This window comes from Cupriavidus sp. YR651 (assembly GCF_900101625.1).
In the GTDB taxonomy this organism is placed as follows: Bacteria; Pseudomonadota; Gammaproteobacteria; order Burkholderiales; family Burkholderiaceae; genus Cupriavidus.
In genome coordinates this window covers 39196-64554 of sequence record NZ_FMYZ01000020.1, presented here as the reverse complement: position 1 = coordinate 64554, position 25359 = coordinate 39196, and the positions used below count along the sequence as shown (strand labels likewise).

Below are 25359 nucleotides of genomic sequence, written 5' to 3'. Positions count from 1 at the left end.
ATGCGCTACAGTGACGCGATGCTGGCATTCCGTCCGGAGCCAGCCAGACGTCCCGTCTCTGCGCGCCCCGCATCCATGCACCGTCTGCCCCTTCGATTCCTGACCCTGGCACTGCTGCCGCTCGCCCTGCTGGCGATGGCGCTTGCGGCCGCGGCCCATGCGGCCCCCGCCAATCCGATCGTCGCCGCCGTGAAGAAGGCCGAAGCCGCCTCGGCGCCAGCCGCCCCGGCCAGCGTGCCACTGACACAATCGATCGACCAGGTCATTGGCACGCTGCAGAACGAGAAGGAGCGCCAGAACCTGGTCAACCAGTTGCAAGCGCTGAGACGCGGTCTCGATGCATCTGCGGCAGCCGCCGCTTCCGCCGCCCAGGCCAGCGCGCCGGCACCTGGACTGATCGGCGCCGTCACGCAGGCGCTGCAGGACATCGACAACGCCCCGCACAGGGACCGCGGCCCGTGGCACTACTGGGACTGGCGCATGCGGTTTGCCGGCGAGGAATGGCGCGAGGCCCTCACGCTCAACCACACGCGGCCAGCCATCGTCTCGATCCGCGAGTTCGCCACCGTCCTGGCCGGCTGGGCACTGACGGGCTGGCTGCTCTGGGAACTCTCGCGAAGACTGCACCGGAACCGTTTGCAACCCGCCAGGCCGACGCCCTTGCCGTCCATCCCTTCCTGGGTCGATGTGGGCATCTACTTCCTGCGGCGGATCGGGCCGTGGATCGTGGCTTTCGCCCTGACGGTTCTGCTGGCCTATCAGATCTTTGGCCGGACCCCTGCCAGCATGGCGGGCGTCATCGTGGCCTATGCCATCGTCGCGGGCGCCGTGATGTCGGCGGTGTGCCAGGTCATCTTCGCGCTGTTCCAGTCCGCGCATCGTGCGCGCGCCGTACGCGACCTCCTGCAACACTCGCCGTGGCTCCTGTTCGTCACCGGCTCGCTGGCCGCGCTGGGCGAAGCCAACACGGACCCCCGCGCCATTTCCGCGCTCGGCGTCAATCTCGCTGGGCTCATCGGCACCTACGCCAACATCCTCGCCGCGATCCTGATCGGCGTGTTCGCCATACGCTTCCGGCGACAGGTGGGCCACCTGATCGCGCTGCGACCGCTGGCTTTCCGCCAGCAACACCCGGCCATCATGGACCTGCTGCGGATTGCCGGGCAGGCCTGGTACCTGCCGATGCTCGCAGTGGTCGTGTCATCCGTGATCGGCACGATCATGGCTACCGGTCACGCCGACGAATTCCTGCGGCGCGCGGTGGCTACCGTGGCACTGTTCGTGGCGGCACTGATGATGACCCTGGTGGTGGGCCGGTCCCCCAAGGCGACAGTGCGCGCGCCGCGGCTGCGTGACCGGCGGCGCTCCGCCTACATACAACGCTTCGGCCGCTTTGGCGCGGCCCTGATCCGCGTCGGGATCTGGCTGGTGTTTTTCGAGATCAACGCGCGGATCTGGCACACATCACTGATGCGGATGGCCGAAACCACTGTACTCGGGCGGCACATCACGCAAGCCATCCTGAGCGTCATCGGCATCGTGCTGCTGTCCTGGCTGGCGTGGCTGCTGATCGACACCGCCATCACGCAAACCTTGTCCCCCACCCATGGCCGCGCCGCCCAGCCCAGCCTGCGCGCCAAGACCATCCTGCCACTGGTTCGCAATGCATCATTCGTCGCGCTGCTGGTCGTGGCGATGATCGCGGTCATGGCCAACCTTGGCATCAACGTCACGCCGCTGCTGGCCGGTGCCGGCGTGGTCGGCCTGGCCATCGGATTTGGTGCGCAAAGCCTGGTGCAGGACCTGATCACGGGGCTCTTCATCGTGATCGAGGACTCCATCGCCATCGGGGACTCCATCGAACTGCCCGACCACGCTGGCGTCGTGGAGGCCATGACGATCCGCACCGTCAGGCTGCGCGACGGCAAGGGCGCGTTGCACACGCTGCCCTATAGCCAGATCAAGACCGTCAAGAACCTGTCACGGGGCTACGCGTTCGCGGTGTTCAACATCTCGGTGGCCTACCAGAGCGACCTGGACCGCGCGCTGGAGATCATTCGCAGCACGGGTGCCGAGTTGGCGCGCGACCACCGCTACAGCCGCAACCTGCTGTCCGGCCTCGACATCCTGGGGCTGGACCGGTTCGACCCCAACGGGCAGGTAGTCCTGGCGCAGTTCAAAACCCGGCCGCTGACGCAGGCGGAAATCACACGCGCCTTCAATGTCCGGCTCAAGCGCAATTTCGACGCCAACGGCATCCGCATGGCCGCACCCCACCTGACCGTGCAGGTCGACGGCGGCGCGGCAGGCGATGCCGGCGTGACCGCGGCGGCAGCCGGCGCGGGCGTCGAACTCGTCACCCCGCAGCAAGGAAAAACCGCCTGATCTCAGGCCCTGTCACGTCCATCGGCTCCCGCCGACATAAAGCTGTCGCTTTTGCGCAAACGCGTGCCAAAACAATGATTGCGATGCTTTGAGATACGGGAGGCCCCGCATTACTATCACGCGAGTCTCGGCTGTGACAGCCGGTGCGGCGGGGGGAGCCTGCCGACGCCGTCGCAAGCGGACCGGCAATCTGCCGGAAAGCCACGCGAGACGCGGGGTGTGCCCCCCTAAGGCGGGATGTTCCCGGTGCCGGTTTCTGCACGATCATCATCATGCGTCCGGGGCCGGCAGTGCCATCGCCTGCCAGATCACAGAGACGTCGCCACCGGGTCAAACCGGTGAGCCAGGGATGCATACATAACAAGGGGACCACGCCTCGATGCAGTGGTCTTGAGGAAAAGGCGTTTGCCACCGGGGGAAATCAATATGGGCGAACACCCGTCTGCCGACGACGTATTTCATCGTCTGGTCGATTGTATCTACGAGTCCGCCATGGACGTGGCGGCCATGCCGGCCGCCCTTGACCTGTTTTCCCGCTACACCTGCACCGACAGTCCGAGCTACCTGATCTGGGACAAGCTCGCGGGTCAGGCACGCCTTGGGGTCACGCCACATGGCTGCTTCACGAGCGCCAACAGCATGCCTGACAGCATGCGGTCCCTGCCCGGCCCCGCCACGCGCGCGACCGCCGCGCTGGCCTGCGAGGCCATGCCGGCAGCCGCCGGCGCGCAGATGGTGGCCACACCCGTGCTTGCCGGTGCCGCGGTGTACGACTGCGGCGGCCTCGAGCATGGCGTCCGCCTGTTCGACACCGCCGAGGTCTGCGTGATGATGAGCGCCACACCCAACGGCGCGGACCCGCTGCCGCGGGATCACCGCGATCGACGGCTGGCGCAGGTCATGCCGCACTGGGCACGCGCCGCGCGCATGCAGCATCGCAATTTCGAACTGAGCGGCCTGGCGTCGCTCGGCCTGGCGGGACTCGACACCCTCGACTTCGGCGTCATGGTCCTTCAGGCCGATATGCGCGTGCGCTACGCCAACAGCTGGGCCGAAGCCCTCGTGCAGGCCGACGCCAATCTCGCGCTCGAAAACGGCGTTCTCTGCGCGCACCCGGAATCGCTTCAGGCAGTGCTCAACAAGATGCTCGACGCCGCCGTGCACGGTGGCCGCAACGGCGGCGCCGCGGCGGGGTCGTGGATGCACATCACGTCCGGCGGCCAGCCGGTGCCGATGATCGTCATGCCGCTGGTGTCGCGCCAGCCCGTGGAAGGGCCGTGGCAACTGCCGGCGGCGATGATGCTGCTGGGCAACTCGGAATCGAGGTCGGTGCTTGACGCCGCCGTGCTGACGTCGCTGTTCGGGCTGTCGAAGAAGGAGAGCATCATCGCCATCCGACTGGCGGCCGGCGAGACGCTGAATGAAATCGCCGAGCGCGAATTCCTGTCGCCGCACACCGTGCGCGTCCATATCCGCGATACGCTGCGCAAGACCGGCACGCATCGGCAATCGGAGTTGGTCCGACTGCTGCACCTGCTGCCCGGCGTGGACCTGGAGCGCGCCGGCGCCAGTTCCGCGGCGCGCCCGAGGTCCGCGCGGCTGCATGCGGTGCGGCGCTGACCGGGCGCCCACGCGACCGCAAAAAACAAACCGGGCCCTGTGAGGCCCGGTTTGCATTGGTGCCAGCAGCTCGCGTCGCTAGGCCGCCTTGCGTTGGTGATGGTGCTTGCGCTCCGGCTTGCACTCGTACTTGAGTTCGCGCCGGCCGTCCTCGTAGGCCACTTCGAGCCGCACCGTGAACCCCCATAGCCGCGTGACGTGCCGCACCACTTCGTCGAAGCTCTGCGCCAGCGGCCGGCGATCGCTCTGCAGGTGCCGCAGCGTCAGCGAGCGGTCGCCCCCGACATCCACATTGGTGACCTGGATGTTGGGCTCCATGTTCGACAGGTCGTACTGATTGGCCAGCAACTGGCGGATGCCGCGGTAGCCTTCGTCGTCATGGATGGCGGTCACGCGCAGCTTGCCTTCGCGATCATCATCCAGCACCGAGAACAGCTTCAGTTCCCGGATCACGCGTGGCGACAGGAACTGCAGCAGGAAGCTCTCGTCCTTGAAGTTGCGCATGGCGAAGTCCAGCGTCGTGCGCCAGTCGGTGCCCGCGATTTCCGGCGCCCAGCGCCTGTCTTCCTCGGTCGGGTTCTCGCACATGCGACGAATGTCCTGGAACATCAGGAAACCCAGCGTGTACGGGTTCAGGCCGCTGTAGTACGGGCTGTGGTAAGGCGGCTGGTAGATGACATTGGTGTGCGCCTGCAGCAGTTCGAGCATGAACGCATCGTTGACGAGCTTCTCTTCGTAGAGCTGGTGCAGGATCGTGTAGTGCCAGAACGTCGCCCAGCCCTCGTTCATGACCTTGGTCTGGCGCTGCGGATAGAAGTACTGCGCGATCTTGCGCACGATGCGCACGATCTCGCGCTGCCACGGCTGCAGCTTGGGCGCATTTTTCTCGATGAAGTAAAGCAGGTTCTCCTGCGGCTCCGGCGGAAAGGCGATGTCCGGTTCCCCGTTCTCCTCTTCTTCCTTGAGCAGATGGGGCCGATGCTTCGGCAGCGTGCGCCAGAGGTCGTTGACCTGCATCTGCAGGTAGTTCTCGCGCTCGGTCTGACGCGCCATCTCCTCGGTGATCGACAGCTTCTTGGGCCGCTTGTAGCGGTCCACGCCGTAGTTCTGAAGCGCGTGGCAGGAATCCAGCAGCAGCTCCACCTCCTGCTCGCCGTAGCGCTGCTCGCACTGCGCCACATAGTTCTTGGCGAACAGCAGGTAGTCGATGATGGCGTCCGCATTGGTCCAGGTGCGGAACAGATAGTTGCCCTTGAAAAACGAGTTATGGCCGTAGCAGGCGTGCGCGATGGTCAGCGCTTGCATCGGCATCGTGTTCTCCTCCATCAGGTACGCGATGCACGGATTGGAGTTGATCACGATCTCGTACGCCAGCCCCATGTGGCCGCGCTGGTAGCTGCGCTCGGAGGCCAGGAAATGCTTGCCGTACGACCAGTGGCTGTAGCCCACCGGCAGCCCCGCGGACGCATAGGCGTCCAGCATCTGCTCCGCGGTGATGATCTCGATCTGGTTCGGATAGGTGTCCAGCCCGAAATCGCCGGCAATGCGGGCGATCTCGCGGTCGTAACGCTGGATCAGCTCGAAGGTCCACTCCGAGCCCGTGGAGAGATAGGCCATAGACGTCCCCAGTTACGTACCACTACCGGTCAGGCGAACCGGCAGCTACCTGCCAGGCCACGCGGCCCGCTTCTGGAAGAGATCGTGCAGCACGGGATAGATCTCGTCGGCACCGATGATGCGCTGCATCGCAAAGTGCTCGAACTGACTCTTCACCGTGAGGTATTCCTCCCAGAGATTCTGCGGTTCCTCCGAGGCCACTTCCACATAGGCGTAGTACTGCACGAGCGGCAGGATCGAATCGCGCAGCAGGCGTCCGCACAACTCCGAATCGCCGGCCCAGTTATCGCCATCGGAAGCCTGGGCGCAGTAGATGTTCCACTGGCTCGGCGGGTAGCGGTCGTGGATGACCTCCACCATCAGTTTGAGCGCACTGGAGACCACGGTACCACCGGACTCGCGCGAATGGAAGAAGTCTTCCTCCTCCACCTCTTTCGCCACCGTGTGATGGCGGATGAACACCACGTCGATGCGCTCGTAGTTCCGTTTGAGGAACAGATACAGCAGCATGAAGAAGCGCTTGGCCAGGTCCTTGCGGCTTTCGTCCATGGACCCCGACACGTCCATCAGGCAGAACATCACGGCCTGCGCCTGGGGCCGCTTCTTGAGCACGCGGTTGTTGTAGCGCAGGTCAAGCTTCTCGATAAAGGGCACGCGGTCCACGCAGGCGCGCAGGTGACGCATCTTCTCCATCAGAGCCACCGCGTTGTCCGAGTAAGGCCCTTCCTTTTCGATCTCCTCGCTGTACTCGATCTCGAGTTCGCGCAAGCGCTTGATGTAGGGGCTCGACAGCGCGATGCGCCGCCCGATCGAACTGCGCATGGTGCGCAGGATCGACAGGTTCGATGGCGTGCCGTCAATGGAGTAGCCGGCGCGCACCTTGCGCACCTCGGCGATCTTGGCGAGGTGGCGCTTGGCCAGGTCCGGCAGCGCCATGTCCTCGAAGAAGAAATTCAGGAAGTCCTCGCGCGACAGCGTAAAGACGAAATCGTCCTCGCCCTCGCCGCTGTCGCTGGCGCGCGACCCACCGCCACCGCCACCCTGCTGCTGGCGGTCAAAGCTGTCGCCTTTGACAAACTTCTTGTTGCCCGGGTGGATCCATTCGCGCTTGCCGCCCTGGCCGTGGTGGAAGATCGGCTCGGTGATGTCCTTGACCGGAATGGACACCTGCCCGCTCTGCTCGATGTCCATGATCTTCCGGCCGGACACCGCCTTCGCCACCGCTTGCCGGATCTGCTCGCGGTAGCGCTTGATGAAGCGTTGCTGATTGACGGCACTCTTGTTGCCGCCATTTTCGCGCCGATCGATGACCGTAGCCATAAGCCGCCCGCCCGCCTTGATGAAACGCCACTAAAAAGTCGCGTGGATGAAGGACACCGCGTCCGGTTGTTGTTACGACGATTTCCTGACGCGCAAATACCACTCCACCAGTAGTCGAACCTGTTTCGGCGTGTACCCTTTCTCAACCATGCGATTGACGAAGTTCTCGTGTTTGTCCTGGTCTTCCCGTGACGACTTCGCGTTGAACGAGATGACCGGCAGCAGATCCTCCGTCGTGGAGAACATGCGTTTTTCGATCACCATTCGCAGCTTTTCGTAGCTGGTCCAGACCGGATTCTTGCCACCGTTGTTGGCGCGGGCCCGCAGTACGAAGTTGACGATCTCGTTGCGGAAATCCTTCGGGTTCGAGATCCCCGCCGGCTTTTCCACCTTCTCGAGCTCATCGTTCAGCGCGTTGCGGTCGAGGATTTCGCCGGTGTTCGGATCCCTGTACTCCTGGTCCTGGATCCACAGGTCGGCAAACACCACATAGCGGTCGAAGATGTTCTGGCCATACTCGGAATAGGACTCCAGGTAAGCGGTCTGGATTTCCTTGCCGATGAACTCCACGAACGGCGTTGTCAGATACTCCTTGATATACGACAGCAGCTTGGCTTCCTGCTCGGGCGGAAACTGTTCGCGCTCGATCTGCTGCTCGAGCACGTAGAGCAGGTGCACCGGATTGGCCGCGACCTCGGTATTGTCGAAGTTGAAGACCTTGGACAGCACCTTGAACGCGAAGCGCGTCGACAACCCGTTCATGCCTTCGTCGATGCCGGCGTAGTCGCGATATTCCTGGTACGACTTCGCCTTCGGGTCCACGTCCTTCAGGCTCTCGCCGTCATAGACGCGCATCTTCGAGAAGATGTTCGAATTCTCCGGCTCCTTGATCCGCGTGAGCACCGCGAACTGCGCCATCATCTTCAGCGTGTTCGGCGCGTTCGGCGCGGCGGAGAGCGAACTGCTGCGCAGCAGCTTGTCGTAGATCTTCACCTCGTCGGACACGCGCAGGCAGTACGGCACCTTCACGATATAGATCCGGTCGAGGAAAGCCTCGTTGTTCTTGTCGGCCTTGAAGGTCTGCCATTCGGCCTCGTTCGAGTGCGCGAGGATGATGCCGTCGAACGGGATCGCGCCGAAGCCTTCCGTCCCCTTGTAGTTGCCTTCCTGCGTCGCGGTCAGCAGCGGGTGCAGAACCTTGATGGGCGCCTTGAACATTTCCACGAACTCGAGAAGGCCGCGGTTGGCCAGGCAAAGTCCGCCGGAATACGAATAGGCGTCCGGGTCATCCTGCGGGAAGTCCTCCAGTTTGCGAATGTCGACCTTGCCGACCAGCGAGGAGATATCCTGGTTGTTTTCATCGCCAGGCTCCGTCTTGGAAATCGCGATCTGCGACAGCACCGACGGCCGCAGCTTGACCACGCGGAATTTGGTGATGTCACCATTGAACTCGTGCAGACGCTTGACCGTCCACGGCGAGGGAATGGTATTCAGGTAGCGCACCGGAATGCCATAGTCCTCCTCCATGATCTTGCCGTCCTCCTCGGGCGAGAACAGTCCGAGTGGCGATTCATGGATGGGGGACCCCTTCAGCGCGTAAATGGGGATCTCCTCCATCAGCGCCTTGAGCTTCTCGGCAAGAGACGATTTGCCGCCGCCAGGGGGCCCAAGCAGATACAGGATCTGTTTGCGTTCTTCAAGGCCCTGCGCCGCGTGCTTGAAGAAGGAGACGATCTGCTCGATCGTGTCTTCCATCCCATAGAAGTCGCGGAAGGCCGGGTACACCCGGATGACCTTGTTGAAGAACAGTCGGGACAGCCGCGGATCGTGGTGGGTATCCACCAGTTCAGGCTGTCCGATTGCGGCGAGCATGCGCTCTGCGGCGGTCGCGTAGGCAGTAGGATCCTTCTTGCAGATCTCCAGGTACTCCTGGATGCTGAATTCCTCTTCCTTACGGCCTTCGAAGCGCGTGGCGTAGTGGCCAAAAATGTCCATACCTCACTCCCGTCAGAGTCCCACGTCCGAGGCGAAGGTAGTTCTGCTCCCCTAAGACTCCGCGGCAATGTTGCGTTCCACCACCCCGGCCTGGCGGAGTTGCCATGTTGCGAAGTCTTTACTTCATCATAGTCAATAACGACGATGGTGAGACCGGAGTTGACGTGCTAAATCCACATCCCTTCAGTCGTTGCGACGGGTGTCGACACCGCGCATCGCACTCACTGAAACACTCGCCTGCTCACCCCGCGCGACGGGCCATTGACCATGCTTGTGACACACCTTACACCTTTCTGGCGGCTAATGCACAGACGCCGTGTGTAACCAGCGCACAAAACCAGTAACGTCTGACAGCGCTTGTCGGCCATGGTCCTACATCGCTATCTCTACTGTGCCCGATCACGCATTGTCATGACATCATGCGAACGAACGATTTATGCATGACGTCCTGCCACTTTCACATAAAACGCGTGACGCGGAATCCATCGTCGCCACGCAATGCCGCATTCAAATTCCATGCGCGCGATAGGGGCGCTTCCTCCACCGATCCGCGCGCTCCATCGACACGACGACACTACAGGCCACGCTGCGACAGGATGACGCAGACCTGTCCATGCACATCAGCACTGTCGGTCCGCGAGTGCCAGTCATCCGCAGTTGCCGGTCGATCGCTTCGTCAGCACCACGCGCACCGAATCGGCCGGGGCTTCCAGCCATCGAGACACCCCCGCAGGCGAGCCCGCCAGCCATCGCGGACCACGGCCTGCCTTTCGGCATCTGCACTGTTTTGAGTTCTCCCGGCGGCATCGCTGTAGCGCGCGCACCTTGCGGGTGCGCAGTCTCCATCCGTCCGCTGCCATGTGCACTGCTGAGCAGATTGCGTGCCATGCGTGCTGCGGAGCAAGACTGCCTGCGCTGCGGCGCAGCACGAATGCGCGTTTGTCGCAGCGCATCATGTCACGCGCATGCTGGCGCGGATTCGTGGGTCCATCCATTGAACAAGCGTGCGCAAGCCGCCTGCGCAACGCGCCCGTGAGGCCGCATGAGCCGTCTTGCGCGACGGCAGCAAGCGGCTCGCACATCACACCCATCCGAATGCCATCGATCGGCAAGCGTCGCCCGACCCTCGATCGCCGACGGCCCGGCGAGAGGCGCGCTGGCCGTCGCGGACGGCGCCGTCGGTCAGATCGGATCCCAGTTGATCACGTCGGGCGAGCGCTCCAGCGGATAGAAGCTGCCGCGCATCGCCGGCATGGCGATCTCCGCCACGGTCTCGGGCGTCCAGCCTTCGCTGGTATGGACCGACCGCACCGGGCGGGGCTGACTCATCAGCATGATTTCGTTGGCGCGCACGGCGAAGATCTGCGCATTGACCTCATGTGCCGCATCGCTGGCCAGAAACACGGCCACCGGGGCGATCTTGCCCGCTTCCATCTTCTGCAGCCGGGCCACTCGTGCGCGCTCTTCCGGCGTCTCGGCCGGGATCGAGCTGGTCATGCGGCTCCACGCGAACGGCGCGATGCAGTTGGATCGCACGTTGAAGCGCGCCATGTCCAACGCGATGGACTTCGACAACGCGGCAATCCCCAGCTTGGCCGCCGAGTAATTGGCCTGCCCGAGGTTGCCGATCAGGCCGGACGTCGAGGTCATGTGGACGAACGCCCCGCTTTCCTGGTCCTTGAAATAGTTGGCCGCCGCGCGGCTGACGAAGAATGTGCCGTTGAGGTGGACGTCAATCACCGAGCGCCATTCCTCCTCGTTCATCTTGAAGAACATGCGGTCGCGCAGGTTGCCGGCATTGTTGACCACGGCATCGATGCGGCCAAACTGATCGAGCGCGCACTGCACGATGGCATTGGCGCCGCTCCAGCTGGACACGCTGTCCGTGCTGGCCACCGCCTCGCCACCCGCGGCACGGATTTCCTCCACCACGCGCTCCGCCGGTCCCTTGTCGCCGCCCTCGCCGCTCATCGACACGCCCAGGTCATTGACCACCACCCTGGCACCCGCCGCCGCCATGCCCAGCGCGATCCCGCGCCCGATGCCACCGCCCGCGCCGGTAACCAGCACCACCTTGCCTGCCATCAAACCGCTCATTGCCTCACTCCTTTGTCGTGCGATACGGGGAAGGTACCCGTTTTATTGCTGCGCCGGATACGATAGATTGATGGCCGACGCTTTGGAATTCACGAATCACAAAAGTGGGCTTAGGCCCGACGGAAGCCATGCACTACGACCTGACTGACCTGCGGCTGTTCCTCAATGTCGGGGAAACCGAAAACCTGACGCGGGCGGCTGAACGCAGCTTCCTTTCCCTTCCCGCCGCCAGCACGCGCATCAAGCAGCTGGAGGAAGCGTTCCAGACCCAGCTGTTGATCCGCCAGGTCAAGGGCGTGCGGCTGACGCCCGCCGGCGACGCGCTGCTGCGCCACGCGCGGGAAGTGTTTCGCGAGCTTGAATGCCTGCATTCGGACCTGCGGCCCTATGCCAAGGGCGTCAAGGGCCGCGTGCGGCTGCTGGCCAATACCACCGCCACCAATTCATTCCTGGCCACGGCGCTGTCGCGCTTCCTGTCGGAAAACCCGGATGTCGATATCGAGCTGGAAGAACACCTGTCGGCGGAAATCGTCTCGGCCATCAGCGCCGGCGCCGCGGATCTCGGCATCGTGGCGGGCGAGGTGGCCACGGAGGACCTGGACGCCATGCAGTTGTGCAGTGACGAGCTGATCGTCATCGCGCCCGTCAATCACCCGCTGCCGGCGTTCAAGACGCTGCATTTCGCCGATCTGCTCGATAGCTGCCGCTTTGTCGGCCTGAACCAGTTCTCGGCGATCCAGTCATTCCTCGACCGCATCGCCAGTGGCATGGGCAAGCGGATCAGCCTGCGGATCCAGGTGGGGAGCTTCGACGCGGTGTGCCGGATGGTGGAAGCCGGCGCGGGCATCGCCATCGTGCCGAACAGTTGCGCGCGCCGCTACGCCAGCCGCAAGGTGCTGCGCTTCATCCGCCTGGAAGACGACTGGGCCCGGCGCGAGATACGGCTGGTGCGCAGGCCGGGGCGCGAATTGCCGCAGTTCGCGGAGACGCTGATCCACTACCTCGTGGATGCGGCGCGCGAGCCCGTATGACGACTTGAAAGGCCCGCGCGCGAAGGATGATTCGTGCTCAGTCGGCCTTCACACCCGCCGCCTTGATGATCGGCGACCATTTGTCGATCTCGGCCGCCAGCCACGTGCGCAAGCCTTCCGGCGTCTGCTTGTCCTCCGGCACGATCACGGCGCCCAGCTCTTGCAGCCGCGCCGCCACGGCCGGGTCCTTCAGCGCCGCACGCAATGCGCCGTTGAGCTTGTCGATGACCGCAGGCGGCGTGCCCTTCGGCGCGTACACGCCGTGCCAGACCTTGACCTCGAAGCCCTTCAGCCCGCCCTCGCGCAACGTCGGCGCATTCGGCAGCGCCTGGATGCGGTCCACGGTAGTCACGCCGTACAGCTTGACCTTGTCGGCCTTGATATGCGGCAGCGTCTGCGTGGTCTGGTCGCACAGCACGTCAACCTGCCCGCCCAGCAGCGCCGTCATCGCCGGCGCGGTGCCCTGGTAGGGAATCGCCTGCAGATCCACGCCGATGGCCTTCTGGAACAGCATGCCGCATAGCTGCGACACGGCTCCCAGTCCGGCATTGGCCAGGTTCACCTTGCTCTGGTTCTTCTGGATGTAGGTCACCAGTTCCGGCAGGCTGTTCGGCGGCAGGTCATGCCGACCCAGCAGCGTCATCGGCACGTCAGCCACCTGGCCCACAAAGGCAAAGTCGGTGAGCGGCTTGTACGACAGCTTCGAATACAGGGCCGGCGCCGTGGCCATGCCGTTATGGTGGATCAGGATCGTGTAGCCATCCGGCGCCGCCTTGGCCACGTACGACGCCGACACGGTGCCGCCGGCGCCCAGCCGGTTTTCCACCACCACGCTCTGCCCCAGGGACTTCGACATCGCCGCGGCCACCGAGCGCGCCACGACATCTGTCGGACCACCCGCCGCGAACGGCACCACCATCACGATCGGCTTGGACGGGAATGCGTCCGCCGCGTGGCCGCGCACCGGCGCCGCTATCGCGATCGCCGCGGCCATGCCGAGTGCGGCCCACGTCATGCCTGGCCAATTGCGGGCAACGCCGGCTGGCACCAGCCTGGATGAGGTCATACGCTGTCTCCTGAAAGCGCGCGTGTCGCGCGTCTGCGTTTTGATGGGAATGTGAGCAGCGTGAAAGCAAACGTGCCTGCGCACAATTCCGATTTGCCGAAGGGGGAACAAGGCCGGCATGAAGACCTCGGGCATTCCCTTATGCCTTCCCCTCGCCCGAAGCCAGCTCCGAATTCGACCCCTGAACCAGCCCCTGAGCCTGCCCCTAAGTCAGCCCCTAAGCCGCGCTTCGGCAAATCCGAATTACGCCGCCCCGGTGCCTCGGGAATAATGACCCCACTCGACAATCACAGACATTGCCATGCTTGCAGATCAGGACCAAGACCAGATTTACCCGGAAATCCGCGAAGCCGTGCGTGATCTCTGCCGCGAATTCGACTCCGCCTACTGGCAGCGCGTGGAAGAACAGAACGCCTTTCCGGAGACCTTCGTGCAGGCGCTGACCCAGGCCGGCTGGCTCTCCGCGCTGATTCCCGAGGCATACGGCGGCTCCGGACTGCCGCTGACGGCGGCGTCGGTCATCATGGAGGAGATCAACCGCAGCGGCGGCAACTCGGGCGCGTGCCACGGGCAGATGTACGTGATGGGCTGCCTGCTGCGCCACGGTTCCGATGCGCAGAAACAACGCTGGCTGCCCGGTATCGCCTCCGGCGAACTGCGCATGCAGTCGATGGCGGTGACCGAGCCCACGACCGGCACCGACACCACCAAGCTCAAGACCACCGCGGTGCGGCAGGGCGACAAGTACGTCGTCAACGGCCAGAAGGTGTGGATCTCGCGCGTGCAGCACTCCGACCTCATGCTGCTGCTCGCGCGGACCACGCCGCTCGACCAGGTGAAGAAGAAGTCCGACGGCCTGTCCGTCTTCGTGGTGGACCTGCGCGAGGCCATCGGCAACGGCCTGACCGTGCAGCCGATCCGCAATATGGTCAATCACGAAACCAACGAACTGTTCTTCGATAACCTCGAAATTCCCGCCGCGAACCTGATCGGCGAGGAAGGCAAGGGGCTCAAGTACATCCTCGATGGCTTGAACGCGGAACGCATCCTGATCGCCGCCGAATGCATTGGCGACGGCTACTGGTTCGTGGAGCGCGCCACCGGCTATGCGCGCGAGCGCATCGTGTTCGACCGCCCGATCGGCCAGAACCAGGGCGTGCAGTTTCCCATCGCGCGCGCGTTCGTCAACGTGGAAGCGGCCAGCCTGATGCGCTACAAGGCCGCGCAGCTGTTCGATGCCGGCAAGCCGTGTGGCAAGGAGGCCAACATCTCCAAACTGCTGGCGGCCGATGCCTCGTGGGAGGCGGCCAACGTCTGCCTGCAGACGCATGGCGGCTTCGGCTTCGCCGCCGAGTACGACATCGAACGCAAGTTCCGCGAAACGCGCCTCTACCAGGTGGCGCCGATCTCCACCAACCTCATCCTGTCCTACGTGGCCGAACACGTGCTGGACCTGCCCCGTTCCTTCTGACCACGCCATGTCCGTCAACGCCGAAACCACCTATCCCACGCGCCGGCTGTGCGAATTCCTGGCCCGCCTGACGCTCGACGATGTGCCCGCGCCGGTCATCGAGCGCACCAAGGACCTGTTCCTGGACTGGATCGCCTCCGCCATCGCCGGCAAGGACGCGCCCGCCATTCGCCGCATCCAGGAGTTCGCGGCGGCGATGGGGCCGCGCGACGGTGATGCGGAAGTCCTCGTCGATCGTCGCCGCACGTCGCCGTACTTTGCCGCGCTGATCAACGCCGCATCCTCCCACGTCGTGGAGCAGGATGACGTCCACAACGGATCGGTGCTGCACCCGGCGGCCGTGGTGTTTCCGGCGGTCCTGGCCGCCGCGCAGGCGGAAGGCAAGAGCGGTGCCGAGGTGCTGCTGGCATCGATCGCCGGCTACGAGGCCGGCATCCGCATCGGCGAATTCATGGGCCGCTCGCACTACCGCGTGTTCCATACGACGGGCACCGTCGGCACGCTGGCCGCCGCGGCAGCCGTCGCCAAGCTGTACGGCATGGACGCCGAGGGCATCAACCAGGCGCTCGGCTCCGCCGGCACACAGGCTGCGGGCCTGTGGGAATTCCTGCGCGACGCCGCCGATTCCAAGCAGTTGCATACCGCAAAGGCCGCCGCCGACGGCCTGCAGTCGGCGTGGCTGGCGCGTGCGGGCTTCACCGGTGCCCGCCAGATCCTCGAAGGCGCGCAGGGCATGGCCGCCGGCATGTCGAGCGACGCCAGCCCCGCCGCGCTGACCGATGGCCTCGGCACGCGCTGGGCCACGGCCGAGACGTCGTTCAAGTTCTTCGCCTCGTGCCGCCACACCCACCCCGCCGCCGACGCCCTCAAGGCGCTGATGCAGCGCGAGGGACTGCATGCCGAACAGATCGCCGCTGTCACCGCGCACGTGCACCAGGGTGCCATCGACGTGCTGGGGCCCGTGGTCAATCCGGCGACGATCCATCAGGCCAAGTTCTCGATGGGCACGGTGCTCGGCCTCGTTGCCGTGTACGCGCACGCCGGCCTGGGAGAATTCGAGGAACACGCGCTGCGCGATGCGCAGGTCGCGGCATTCCGCGACAAGGTGTCGATGACGCTCGATGACGAAATCAATGCCGCCTATCCGCGCCAGTGGATCGGTCGCGTGACGGTGCGCACCACCGATGGCCGCACGCTGGGGGCACGCGTGGACGTGCCAAAGGGCGACCCGGAAAATACGCTGACGCGGCCCGAACTGGAGGCCAAGGCGATCCAGCTCGGCGCCTTCCGCCACGGCGCCACGGAAGCCGACATGCGCGCCATCATCGCGCGCGTGTGGCGACTGGAAACCGAGGCCAACGTCGACAACTGGCTGCCGGCCGCTTGCTGAACCTGTTGCAGAGATCCCGATGACTACAAACCCCACCCCCGCCGCCGCCCCGACCCTCGCCGAGCAGCGCGAATGGATTGGCCGCTCGGAGACCCGCACCGAGACCCTGGCGATAGAGCCCGTTCTCGCGCTGGCCGCCACGTTCGATCTCGATGGCGAGGCCGTTGCCCGCGAGCCGCTGCCGCCGCTCTGGCACTGGCTCTATTTCCTGCCGCGCGCGCCGCAGCACGTGCTCGGTGCCGATGGCCATCCCGCGCTCGGCGGCTTCCTGCCGCCGGTGCCGCTGCCGCGCCGGATGTGGGCCGGCGGTGAACTGACGTTTGCGCGCGGCCTGCGCGTGGGCGACTCCGTGACCAGGACGTCGACGATCACGGATGTCCAGCACAAGTCCGGCCGCACTGGCGAACTGTGGTTCGTGACCGTCGAGCACGTGCTCACGGTGGACGGCGAGACCGCGCTGACGGAGCGCCACGACATCGTCTATCGCGCGATGCCGGAAAAGGGCCAGCCGCAGCCGCCTCGTCCCCGCCTGGCGCAGGTAGCGCAGTTCGGCCGAGAGCTGGTGGCGGACCCCGTGCTGCTGTTCCGCTTCTCCGCGCTGACGTTCAATGGTCACCGCATCCACTATGACCTGGACTACGTGCGCGATGTGGAAGGCTATCCGGGCCTGATCGTGCATGGGCCACTGCAGGCGATGCTGACACTGGAACTGCTGCGGCACGCGCGCCCGGATGCGAAGGTACGTCGCTTCGGTTTCCGCGGACTGGCGCCGCTATTCCATCAGGACACGGTCACGGTCGGCGGCCGGGACGATCCGGAGGCCGCCGGCAGGATCATCCTGTGGACCGGCGACAACGCCGGCGGGCAAGCCATGCAGGCGTGGGCCGACGTTGGACGCTAAAACGCAATAACGCGCGATAACGCAAAGGCGGCGGGTTCTCCCGCGCCTTTGCGTCAACCTGCGCGGTCTCCCGCGCCCGCTCACTCCACCTGGATTCTTGCCGCCTTCACCACCCCGCCCCACAGGTTCAGCTCCCGCTCGATGCGATCCGCCAGTGGCTTCGGCCCGGTCACGTCCAGGTCATATCCCACCTGCGTCATCTTCTGCTGGAAGGCGGGATCCGCGCCCACTGTCTTCTGTGCCTTGACGAGCCTGTCGACCACGTCGGCGGGCAGCTTTGGCGGCCCCACCAGCGCATACCAGCCGGTCAGGTCATAGTCCTTCAGCCCCGACTCAATCATCGTTGGCACCGTGGGCATCGCGGCATTGCGCGCCTTCGATGTCACCGCCAGCGCGCGCACCTTGCCGCCCTGCACGTGGCCGATGGCCGTGCCGGTAATGTCGAACATGAAGGCGACCTTGCCGCTCATGACATCGGCCATGGCCGGCGCATTGCCCTTGTAAGGCACGTGCAGCATCTTCACGCCACTCATCTGCGCCAGCAGTTCCGCCGAAAGGTGATTCGACGCGCCCACGCCGGCGGAACCGAACGCCACCCCTTCCGGGTTCTTGCGCGCATAGTCCACCAGCTCCTGCACGTTCTTCGCCGGGAAGTCCTTGTTGATCACCAGCACGTTGGTGTAGTCGGTAATCAGCCCCACGTAGCTGAAATCCTTCAGCGGATTGAAGTTGACCGACTTCTGGATCAGCGGTGTCATCGTCATCGTCGGACTGGCGACAAAGTAGAGCGTGTAGCCGTCCGGTGTCGACTTCGCCGTCATGTCCGCGGCAATCGCACCGCTCGCGCCCGCGCGGTTGTCCACGACCACCGGCTGCTTCAGCACGCGTCCCATGTAGTCCGCATAGGTGCGCGCAGCGGTATCCACCGGACCACCCGGCGCATACCCCACGATCAATCGCACCGGCCTTGACGGGTACCCGTCCGCCCACGCCATGCCCTGGGCGAGCGCCAGCCCCAGCGCCACCGCTGTCTTCCATCCTTTCATCGTCTCCTCCAATCTGGTTTTGTCGGTGAATGAACCTGGCTATTCGAGCATCGCGCGCAGCGGCTGCTTCAGCAGCTTGCCGCTGGCCGTGGTGGGAATGGTGTCGATCACGCGGATTTCGGCGGGTCGTTTGTAGGGCGCCAGGCTGTCGCGCAGGTAGGCGTCCAGCGCGGGGCGGTCCGGATCGCCCCCATGCGTTTCGATGAAGGCAACCACTTCCTCGTTGCCATCTGGCGTGCGCCGGCCCACCACCGCGGATTGCCGCACACCCGGGAACGCATTGATGACCGCCTCGACCTCGATCGGGTAGACATTGAAGCCGGAACGGATGATGAGATCCTTCGACCGCCCGGAGATGAAGAGCGCACCATCGGCGTCCAGGTAGCCGAGATCGCCCGTATTGAGCCAGCCGCCAGGCAGCAACGCCTCGGCCGTTTGCGCGGGGTTGCGATAGTAGCCGCGCATCACGCCGGGTCCGCGCACGCGGATCTGCCCGCGCTCGCCTGCGGGCACCGGCAAGCCGTCCGCATCGGTAATGGCAATCTCCACGCCTTCGACGATATAGCCGGCGGAGCAATCGTCGCGCGGCGCATCCTGGCGCGTCAGGAACAGCGATCCCGCGTATTCCGTGATGCCGTAGCCGTGATGCAGGGGCTGGCCGAACCACGCCTCCACGTCGCGCTTGAGCGTCGGATCGAGCGGCGCGCCGCCGGTGTAGAGATAGCGCAGGCGGGGCGCCAGCGCCTGTGCATCCAGCGACGATGAGGCCGACCCACGGCCCGATGCCACGGCCATGATGCGCGTGAACATGGTCGGCACGCCTTGCAGGATGGTCACGCCGGGAGACGCCAGCGCGGCAAAGACATCGTCGGCATCGAAGCGCGGGCGCAGGAACAGCGCGGCGCCCGCGTACAGCGTGGCCATCAGGACCGTGGCGATGCCGAAGACATGCGACATCGGCAATGCCGCGTAGGCAATGTCGCCGGCGCCGAGATCGCGTGACTGCGCGGAGATCCGTGCAAACTGGGTCAGGCCCGCGTGCGGCACCATCACGCCTTTCGGCGCGCCCGTGGTTCCCGAGGTGTAGATCAGGGTCGCGACCGCACGCGCCTCGTCGTCAGATACACGCGCCGTCGCGTGCGAGGCACGCAGGGCGCTGACCCCATCGGACATCGCCGTGCAACCGGCGGGCACGGCCCCCAGCCGCGCCGCATGGGCGGCCGCCACATCGGATACGTTGCCCGTGAACAGCGTGAGTTGCGGTTCCGCATGGGCGCGAATGGTGTCGACCTCACGCGGCGACAGCCGCGCATTGACATTGACCGGCCACGCCTGCAGCAGGCTGCAGGCAAACAGCACCGACACCATCTCGCTGCAGTTCTCGCCCACGACCATCACGCGGTCCCCCACGCCCACACCCTGCGCCGCCAGCCAGTCACGCACGCCTTCGATGCGGTGCATCAATTCGCCGTAGCGAATCACCGCGCCGGCTTCATACAGACACGGCGCGTCGGGGGCACGACTGGCCCAGTACCGGGGAATCTCGTGGAGATGGACAGGACGAAATGAGGACATGGGGCGCACGATGAACAGGTCGATCGGAATGACACATGCCGCATGCAGCCGGCGCGGCCAGTGTGCCCCCGGCACGGGCCGGGGGCCATTCCGAATTCCCTAAGGCCGCCTTCCGCCCCAGTATGCGCGGGCGCTGAGCTGTGAAAGCCCTCGCCAAACCAAGATCGCGGGCCGGTTTCAAAGTAAATCTCGAATATCTGATTTTCTCTTTGAAACTTCATTTTTCTTACGAATACCCTCAGTAATGCGCCTTTTTATCCATATTTTTCATCAACAGTTCGCCGCAAAACATGCTGTTTCAAAGTAAACTAGACGAATGACAATTTTGCTTTGAAACGATGGAACGCTGGCTCGAAATCGGCGAGGACGCCCTGAGACAATACATCGACGCCAAGATGGTGTTCGAGGCGCTGGAGGCTGCCCGGAAGAAAGCTGCGGAGGTCCGCGGCGGCATGGTGTGGCGGACGATCAAGGGCCGCGATTACCTTATCAAGACAGGCACGGACGCAAGCCATCGGAGCGTCGGGCCGCGATCCGAAGAAACAGAGGCCATCTACACCAAGTTCAAGACGCGCAAGGAAGTCGACGAAGCGCGTGTGAAGACGCTAAGGGACGAGTTGGAGAAGCATCAGCGAATCAACCGCGCGGTGCATGTCGGGCGCGCGCCTGACCTGCTCGTTGGGATCCTCGCCATGCTGGACCAGCTCAATATCGCCGAGCACTTCATCGTCATCGGGACTCACGCGCTCTACGCTTACGAAGCCGCCGCAGGCGTTCGCTTTGAGGAAGGCGCGCTGGCTACACGGGATGTGGACCTGCTCTGGGATACTCGCAAGCGCGTTCAGTTTTGGTCCCAGATGAAGGAGACGGACACGACGATGCTGAACGCCCTCCGCAAGGTCGATAAAACCTTCGAGTTGCGCGAGGACCAACCTTCCACGGCCGTGAACGCGAAAGGCTTCGAGGTCGATATCATTCGCCGCGAGGCCGCCAATACTACGGACCCCCATCCCCTCCGATTGACCGACGATGAGGATGATCTCTGGGCGGTCCAGGCTCACCGCGCGAGCGCGCTCCTCGGCGCGAAGCCTTTCAGCGTGCCGATCGTGTCGGTCACCGGAAAGATGGCTCGAATGAGGACGATCGATCCTCTGGATTTCGCCAAGTTCAAACGTTGGATGTCTGCGTTGCCAAACCGCGATCCTCTCAAGGTCTCGCGGGACAAGTTGCAGGCGTCGATCGTGGAGCAGGTCGCGAAGGAGCGGTTGGCGCTCTGAGCCCTGGGCCGCGCTGCCGACAAACGTCAGTAGCGCAGCCGCTCGGGCCCCGCACCACCCGCAGAGCAAACCGCAGCGCGTTACAGCGCGGCTGCCGTCCCCAGCAATGCGGTCGACTGGCTCGACAGCGTGCCGCCATTGCCGTGCACCAGCGCGATTTCCGCGCCCTGCACCTGCCGTTCGCCGCATTCCCCGCGCAACTGCCGTACGGCCTCGATCGTGATGAACATGCCGTACATGCCCGGATGCACGCATGACAGGCCGCCGCCGTTGGTGTTCACCGGCAACCGTCCGCCCGGCGCGATGGCGCCGCCGGCGACGAACGCGCCGCCCTCGCCCTTGGCGCAGAAGCCCAGGTCTTCGAGAAACAGGATCGTGTTGATGGTGAAGGCGTCGTAGAGCTCCAGCACATCCACGTCGGACGGCTTGAGGCCCGCCATCGCAAACGCGCGCTCGCCGGATTCCTTCGCGGCCGTCACGGTCAGGTCGGGCATGCACGAGATCTGCCGGTGCCACGTCGCCGTGGCGTTGCCCAGCACATACACCGGCGGCTTCGCCAGCGACTTCGCGCGGTCGGCGCGCACCATCACATACGCGCCGGCGCCGTCGGTCACCAGGCAGCAGTCGCGCACGCTCAGCGGATCGGACACCATGCGCGCGTTCAGCACATCGTCGATGCCGAGCGGGTCGCGCATCATCGCTTCCGGGTTCATCTGCGCCCACTTGCGCGCCGCCACGGCCACCTCGGCCAGGTGCTCGCGCGTGGTGCCGTACTGATGCATGTGCCGCGCCGCGGCCAGCGCGTACGAGGTAATCGGCTGCAGCGGCGCGTACGGGTTCTCGTAGGGCTGCGGATCGAGCTTCGCCCTCACCTTCGAGATGCCCGCGCGGCCCACCGTCGACGTCCGCTGGTTGCTGCCGTAGCAGACCAGTACCGCGTCGCACAGGCCGGCCTCCAGCGCCATCATGGCAGGCAGCATGTGCGATACGAAGCTGGAGCCGCCGATCATCGTGCTGTCGACGAATTTCGGCTGGATGCCGAGGTATTCGGCCACGGGCATCACCCACATGGTCGCGCCGACACTGGCGGTGGCGATGCCGTCGATGTCGCGCATCGACATCCCCGCATCCCGGACCGCGGCCTTGGCCGCTTCCACCAGGATTTCCATCTCGGTCTTGCCGTGGGCTTCGCCCAGGCCGGCCTGGCCCACGCCGACAATCGCGACGCTGCCGCGCAAGGAAGAGGCGTGCATGATGTCAGCCCTCCACCGGATCGAAGACCACCAGCGCGGGCTCGGACGGGTCTTCAGCCTGATTCTTGGCCTCGCTCGCGGCGTCACGCTTCGCCGCCGCCACGCGCGCCCTGACGCGCATGCCGATGCGCACGTCCTTCGGCGCGATGCCCTCCACCCGGCTCATCATGCGCACGCCTTCATCGAGGTCGATCAGCGCCACGTTGTAGTCGCCGCCGGCCTCGGGCTTGCGCCGGACCACGCTGGTCGAATACACCGTGCCCGTGCCGGCGGGCGCCGTCCATGTCAGCGCGTCGCCACCGCAATGGGGGCAGATATTGCGCGGATAGAAGACATGGCGATTGCAGTCGTGGCACAGCTGGATGCGGAACTGGCCGGCCGCGAGCGCCTCGGCGTACTGCTTGTCCGGACCGGACGCCGTGGCCGCCGCATCAACGGGGTGAGACATGGGGGCTCCTTGATCGATATCTGTCGTGACGGGCAGCTTGCCCGATGCCCACCGGCGCGACCATTCACATCTCCCGAAGGCTGGAATTCCCCGGGCGGAAGATGCCCGGGGCGGCGTCACTCACGCAGCGCCGGCGCAACCCTCGGGCTTGAACACGCGCTCGGTCGAGGCCGGGTGCCGCGCCAGCTTGTCAGCGGGCCGGCGCGGGCGCGCCACCAGCTCGCCGCCGCAATTGGGGCAGCGGCCGGCCAGCACCTTGTCCGCGCAGTCCGCACAGAACGTGCATTCGAACGAACAGATGCGGGCGTCGGCCGAATCGGGCGGCAGATCTTTGTCACAGCATTCACAGCCAGGGCGAAGTTGCAGCATTGCGATCTCCTACTGGGAAACGGGAAAGCCCGGCCGGTCAGATCACCAGTTCGATCAGGAACGGGCCCTTGCGCTGGTTGGCCATGCGGAACAGATCGGCGAAGGTTTCCATGTTGTCGGCGCGCGCGGCCTCCACGCCCATGCCGTTGGCCATCTTGACCCAGTCGAGGTCCGGGTTGCCGATGTCGAGCATGTCCAGCGCGGTCTTGCCCGGGTTGGCGCCCACGCCGGCCAACTCGCCCAGCAGGATCGCGTACTTGCGGTTGGCCAGCAGCACGATGGTGACGTCCAGCTTCTCGCGCGCCATCGTCCACAGCGACTGCAGCGTGTACATGCCCGAGCCATCGGCCTGCAACGCCACCACGCGGCGATCCGGCGCCGCAATGGCGGCACCCGTGGCCAGCGGCAGGCCGGCGCCGATGGCACCGCCCGTCAGCTGCAGCCAGTCGTGCGGAGCGGCATGCACGGTGCCGGGGTAGAACGCGCGGCCAAAGCTCACGCTTTCCTCCACCACCACGGCCTGCTCCGGCAGCAACGCGGACAGCGTCTGCGCCACGGCTTCCGATGTCACCGCACCTTTCGCGGGTTCATGCGACACCGGTGCCGACGCGGGCAGCGGGGCCTTGCGTGCGCCGAGCTCGTCGGCCAGACGCGCCAGCGCCTCGCCGAGGTCCTCTTCCGGACGCGCCAGCACGTGAATCACGGCATCGTCCGGATAGGGGCGCGGCGACTTGCCGGGATACGCAAAGAACGTTACCGGTGCCGGCGCGCCCACCAGGATCACGTTGCGGATGCCCGCCAGCTTGCTGCGCGCGGCATCGCCGGAATACGGAATGCGATCGACGGCCAGCCGCCCCTGACCGCGCGTGACGCGGGCATTCGACATCGGCGTGATCAGGCGTGCGTCGGTGGTGGCGGCGATGCGATGGGCATCGGCCAGCGCGCCTTCGCGCAGCGCATTGCCGGCCAGCACGATCAGCGTGGGCTGCCCGCTGCGCAGCACGCGCGCGGCATGCTGCACGGCATCGGGCGACACGCGGGGCACCGGAATCGCCGGCAGTGGCGCGGCCACCTGGCCGCCGGCATCCCAGCACACGTCGGACGGCAGGATCAGGCTGGCGACGCCGCCCGGCGTGGAACGCGCGGCCTGCACGGCGGCGGCGGCATCGGCACCGACCGACGCGGCGTGCGTGGCGGTACGCGTCCAGACGGAGACGGGGCGCGCCCAGCCTTCGGTGTCGGCTGTCAGCGGCGCATCGAGCGGACGGTGATAGGTGGCCTGATCCCCGATGATATTGACGATCGGTGTCTGCGCACGGCGCGCGTTGTGCAGGTTGGCCAGCCCATTGGCCAGACCCGGACCGCAATGCAGCAGCGTGGCCGCCGGCTTGTCCGCCATGCGCGCATAGCCATCGGCCGCGCCGGTGACGACGCCTTCGAACAGCCCGAGCACGCAGCGCATGCCGGGAATGCGGTCCAGCGCGGCGACGAAGTGCATCTCGCTCGTGCCCGGGTTGGCGAAGCAGGTATCCACGCCGGAGGCCAGCAGCGTCTTGACGAGGCTCTCGGCCCCGTTCATCGCTTCGTTTGCACCATTCGCACCATTCGCACCATTCGCGCCGCTCATCGGTTGGGTAGTCTCCATGTTGCAGGTTCCGTTCTTGTTGGGGTGTCAGGAATGCGGGGCCAGCAGGTCGAAATCCAGGCAGACGTACTCCGTCGGGAATTCGATGCGGGCGTAATAGACGATCACGTTGTCGACGCAGGCAAAGCGGCGCAGCTCCGCGACCGGCGCGCCCACGCCCAGCTCCAGCGCACCGGCCGATGCCGCGCCGGCGGCCACGATCGACAGGCGCTGGCGCGCGGCGTTGACCTTGAGGCCGGGAAAACGATCGAGGACCGGGACGGAGGCGCCGTGGCGGAACGCTTCGGGTTCGCGCGCGAACACATCGGCGGCGATATAGACCTCGCCCACGGCAAACGGACGGCCGTCCACACGATGCGCGCGGCGCAGGAAGTGATAGGCGTCGGCGCGGCGGCCGTCGCAGGGCATGCCCAGGTCGTCGGGCAACGGCACATCGGCGGTGGACTCGACCATCGCCTCGGTGGAAAGCTGGTCCCCCACGGCCACGGCCTGGTCCCAGCTGATAGGCAATGCAAGCTGACGCCGCGCGCGGCCCGCGGCCTTGACGAAGGTGCCCCGGCCGCGCGCGCGGGCCACCAGGCCTTCGGCGTCGAGCTCGGACAGCGCGTGATGCATCGTCATCCGCGCCACGCCGTATTGCCGGCACAGGGCGTCGAGCGACGGAATCTGCTCGCCCGGCCGCCACACGCCGCTTTCGATCTGGCGGCGAAAAATGGTGGCGAGTTGCAGGTAGACGGGCTCGCGGCTACGGGAGAGAAGGTCGGTGGCAGGGGCGTCCGGCATGCGCAGCGCGCCCGCGGGCGCGTCAGGGGGATACCGGACTCTATAAAAGTCTAGGTGGCTAGACTACTAG

General features: G+C 65.4%; 19 protein-coding genes. 7 read left to right on the top strand and 12 right to left on the bottom strand.

What is annotated here, in order from left to right:
* The first annotated feature begins 75 nt into the window (after window positions 1–75).
* Both BLR29_RS29555 and BLR29_RS29550 read left to right on the top strand, forming a co-directional pair.
* The gene (locus BLR29_RS29555; protein ID WP_092142940.1) at window positions 76–2385 is read left to right on the top strand and encodes a mechanosensitive ion channel family protein; all 2310 of its coding nucleotides are present in this window, start codon (window positions 76–78) and stop codon (window positions 2383–2385) included.
* Window positions 2386–2811: 426 nt separating this feature from the next.
* Complete coding sequence (locus tag BLR29_RS29550) at window positions 2812–4005, top strand: helix-turn-helix transcriptional regulator (RefSeq protein WP_092142938.1); 1194 nt, start codon at window positions 2812–2814, stop codon at window positions 4003–4005.
* Between the two features lie 78 nt (window positions 4006–4083).
* On the opposite strand, the gene BLR29_RS29545 is transcribed toward BLR29_RS29550, so the two are convergent.
* The 4 genes from BLR29_RS29545 to BLR29_RS29530 form a co-directional block, all read right to left on the bottom strand.
* A complete protein-coding gene (locus tag BLR29_RS29545; RefSeq protein ID WP_092142935.1) occupies window positions 4084–5622 on the bottom strand; it encodes a SpoVR family protein in 1539 nt (512 codons plus the stop codon).
* 45 nt (window positions 5623–5667) lie between these two features.
* Window positions 5668–6942, bottom strand: a complete 1275-nt coding sequence (locus tag BLR29_RS29540) for a YeaH/YhbH family protein (RefSeq protein ID WP_092142932.1) — start codon at window positions 6940–6942, stop codon at window positions 5668–5670.
* A gap of 72 nt (window positions 6943–7014) precedes the next feature.
* Entirely contained in the window at window positions 7015–8937 is a 1923-nt protein-coding gene (locus BLR29_RS29535; RefSeq protein ID WP_092142929.1) for a PrkA family serine protein kinase, read from the bottom strand.
* Between the two features lie 1182 nt (window positions 8938–10119).
* Complete coding sequence (locus BLR29_RS29530; RefSeq protein WP_092142926.1) at window positions 10120–11034, bottom strand: SDR family NAD(P)-dependent oxidoreductase; 915 nt, start codon at window positions 11032–11034, stop codon at window positions 10120–10122.
* A gap of 128 nt (window positions 11035–11162) precedes the next feature.
* On the opposite strand from BLR29_RS29530, the gene BLR29_RS29525 reads away from it, so the two are divergent.
* Window positions 11163–12065 (top strand): LysR family transcriptional regulator, encoded by a 903-nt coding sequence (locus BLR29_RS29525; RefSeq protein ID WP_092142923.1) that lies wholly within the window; start codon window positions 11163–11165, stop codon window positions 12063–12065.
* Window positions 12066–12102: 37 nt separating this feature from the next.
* Here the strand turns inward: BLR29_RS29525 and BLR29_RS29520 are convergent, their stop codons facing one another.
* Window positions 12103–13131 (bottom strand): tripartite tricarboxylate transporter substrate-binding protein, encoded by a 1029-nt coding sequence (locus BLR29_RS29520; RefSeq protein WP_092142920.1) that lies wholly within the window; start codon window positions 13129–13131, stop codon window positions 12103–12105.
* A 301-nt stretch (window positions 13132–13432) separates the two neighbouring features.
* Between BLR29_RS29520 and BLR29_RS29515 the strand changes: the two genes are divergently transcribed.
* The 3 genes from BLR29_RS29515 to BLR29_RS29505 are packed head-to-tail and all read left to right on the top strand — an operon-like array spanning window position 13433 to window position 16893.
* Window positions 13433–14602, top strand: coding sequence for an acyl-CoA dehydrogenase family protein (locus BLR29_RS29515; protein ID WP_092142917.1), 1170 nt, complete (start codon window positions 13433–13435; stop codon window positions 14600–14602).
* A gap of 7 nt (window positions 14603–14609) precedes the next feature.
* Window positions 14610–15992: an MmgE/PrpD family protein gene (locus tag BLR29_RS29510; RefSeq protein ID WP_092142914.1), complete on the top strand. Its 1383-nt coding sequence runs from the start codon at window positions 14610–14612 to the stop codon at window positions 15990–15992.
* Between the two features lie 19 nt (window positions 15993–16011).
* Window positions 16012–16893 carry an HTD2 family dehydratase gene (locus BLR29_RS29505; protein ID WP_092142912.1) on the top strand — a complete coding sequence of 294 codons (882 nt, stop codon included), beginning with the start codon at window positions 16012–16014 and terminating at the stop codon, window positions 16891–16893.
* A gap of 80 nt (window positions 16894–16973) precedes the next feature.
* Here the strand turns inward: BLR29_RS29505 and BLR29_RS29500 are convergent, their stop codons facing one another.
* Both BLR29_RS29500 and BLR29_RS29495 read right to left on the bottom strand, forming a co-directional pair.
* Window positions 16974–17939 (bottom strand): Bug family tripartite tricarboxylate transporter substrate binding protein, encoded by a 966-nt coding sequence (locus BLR29_RS29500; RefSeq protein ID WP_092142909.1) that lies wholly within the window; start codon window positions 17937–17939, stop codon window positions 16974–16976.
* A 39-nt stretch (window positions 17940–17978) separates the two neighbouring features.
* Window positions 17979–19514 (bottom strand): class I adenylate-forming enzyme family protein, encoded by a 1536-nt coding sequence (locus BLR29_RS29495; protein WP_092142972.1) that lies wholly within the window; start codon window positions 19512–19514, stop codon window positions 17979–17981.
* A 338-nt stretch (window positions 19515–19852) separates the two neighbouring features.
* Here BLR29_RS29495 and BLR29_RS29490 point away from each other — a divergent pair, with 338 nt between their 5' ends.
* Window positions 19853–20791 carry a GSU2403 family nucleotidyltransferase fold protein gene (locus tag BLR29_RS29490; RefSeq protein ID WP_092142906.1) on the top strand — a complete coding sequence of 313 codons (939 nt, stop codon included), beginning with the start codon at window positions 19853–19855 and terminating at the stop codon, window positions 20789–20791.
* 80 nt (window positions 20792–20871) lie between these two features.
* Here the strand turns inward: BLR29_RS29490 and BLR29_RS29485 are convergent, their stop codons facing one another.
* The 5 genes from BLR29_RS29485 to BLR29_RS29465 all read right to left on the bottom strand — a co-directional run bounded on the left by BLR29_RS29485 (window position 20872) and on the right by BLR29_RS29465 (window position 25289).
* Window positions 20872–22044, bottom strand: a complete 1173-nt coding sequence (locus tag BLR29_RS29485; RefSeq protein WP_092142903.1) for a thiolase — start codon at window positions 22042–22044, stop codon at window positions 20872–20874.
* Window positions 22045–22048: 4 nt separating this feature from the next.
* Window positions 22049–22492, bottom strand: coding sequence for a Zn-ribbon domain-containing OB-fold protein (locus BLR29_RS29480; protein WP_092142900.1), 444 nt, complete (start codon window positions 22490–22492; stop codon window positions 22049–22051).
* Between the two features lie 120 nt (window positions 22493–22612).
* On the bottom strand, window positions 22613–22861 hold the full coding sequence (locus BLR29_RS29475) for a DUF1272 domain-containing protein (protein WP_092142897.1): 249 nt from the start codon (window positions 22859–22861) through the stop codon (window positions 22613–22615).
* 37 nt (window positions 22862–22898) lie between these two features.
* Entirely contained in the window at window positions 22899–24440 is a 1542-nt protein-coding gene (locus BLR29_RS29470; RefSeq protein ID WP_092142969.1) for an acetolactate synthase large subunit, read from the bottom strand.
* Between the two features lie 93 nt (window positions 24441–24533).
* Complete coding sequence (locus tag BLR29_RS29465; protein WP_092142894.1) at window positions 24534–25289, bottom strand: GntR family transcriptional regulator; 756 nt, start codon at window positions 25287–25289, stop codon at window positions 24534–24536.
* Window positions 25290–25359: the final 70 nt, after the last annotated feature.

Excerpts from the sequence above, each read along its gene's own strand:
- BLR29_RS29515 (WP_092142917.1), top strand. The coding sequence starts at position 13,433 with ATGCTTGCAGATCAGGACCAAGACCAGATTTACCCGGAAATCCGCGAA.
- BLR29_RS29500 (WP_092142909.1), bottom strand. The coding sequence starts at position 17,939 with ATGAAAGGATGGAAGACAGCGGTGGCGCTGGGGCTGGCGCTCGCCCAG.
- BLR29_RS29510 (WP_092142914.1), top strand. The coding sequence starts at position 14,610 with ATGTCCGTCAACGCCGAAACCACCTATCCCACGCGCCGGCTGTGCGAA.
- BLR29_RS29485 (WP_092142903.1), bottom strand. The coding sequence starts at position 22,044 with ATGCACGCCTCTTCCTTGCGCGGCAGCGTCGCGATTGTCGGCGTGGGC.
- BLR29_RS29465 (WP_092142894.1), bottom strand. The coding sequence starts at position 25,289 with ATGCCGGACGCCCCTGCCACCGACCTTCTCTCCCGTAGCCGCGAGCCC.
- BLR29_RS29530 (WP_092142926.1), bottom strand. The coding sequence starts at position 11,034 with ATGAGCGGTTTGATGGCAGGCAAGGTGGTGCTGGTTACCGGCGCGGGC.
- BLR29_RS29470 (WP_092142969.1), bottom strand. The coding sequence starts at position 24,440 with ATGAACGGGGCCGAGAGCCTCGTCAAGACGCTGCTGGCCTCCGGCGTG.
- BLR29_RS29535 (WP_092142929.1), bottom strand. The coding sequence starts at position 8,937 with ATGGACATTTTTGGCCACTACGCCACGCGCTTCGAAGGCCGTAAGGAA.
- BLR29_RS29480 (WP_092142900.1), bottom strand. The coding sequence starts at position 22,492 with ATGTCTCACCCCGTTGATGCGGCGGCCACGGCGTCCGGTCCGGACAAG.
- BLR29_RS29495 (WP_092142972.1), bottom strand. The coding sequence starts at position 19,514 with ATGTCCTCATTTCGTCCTGTCCATCTCCACGAGATTCCCCGGTACTGG.
- BLR29_RS29475 (WP_092142897.1), bottom strand. The coding sequence starts at position 22,861 with ATGCTGCAACTTCGCCCTGGCTGTGAATGCTGTGACAAAGATCTGCCG.
- BLR29_RS29520 (WP_092142920.1), bottom strand. The coding sequence starts at position 13,131 with ATGACCTCATCCAGGCTGGTGCCAGCCGGCGTTGCCCGCAATTGGCCA.
- BLR29_RS29525 (WP_092142923.1), top strand. The coding sequence starts at position 11,163 with ATGCACTACGACCTGACTGACCTGCGGCTGTTCCTCAATGTCGGGGAA.
- BLR29_RS29490 (WP_092142906.1), top strand. The coding sequence starts at position 19,853 with ATGGAACGCTGGCTCGAAATCGGCGAGGACGCCCTGAGACAATACATC.
- BLR29_RS29505 (WP_092142912.1), top strand. The coding sequence starts at position 16,012 with ATGACTACAAACCCCACCCCCGCCGCCGCCCCGACCCTCGCCGAGCAG.
- BLR29_RS29555 (WP_092142940.1), top strand. The coding sequence starts at position 76 with ATGCACCGTCTGCCCCTTCGATTCCTGACCCTGGCACTGCTGCCGCTC.
- BLR29_RS29540 (WP_092142932.1), bottom strand. The coding sequence starts at position 6,942 with ATGGCTACGGTCATCGATCGGCGCGAAAATGGCGGCAACAAGAGTGCC.
- BLR29_RS29545 (WP_092142935.1), bottom strand. The coding sequence starts at position 5,622 with ATGGCCTATCTCTCCACGGGCTCGGAGTGGACCTTCGAGCTGATCCAG.
- BLR29_RS29550 (WP_092142938.1), top strand. The coding sequence starts at position 2,812 with ATGGGCGAACACCCGTCTGCCGACGACGTATTTCATCGTCTGGTCGAT.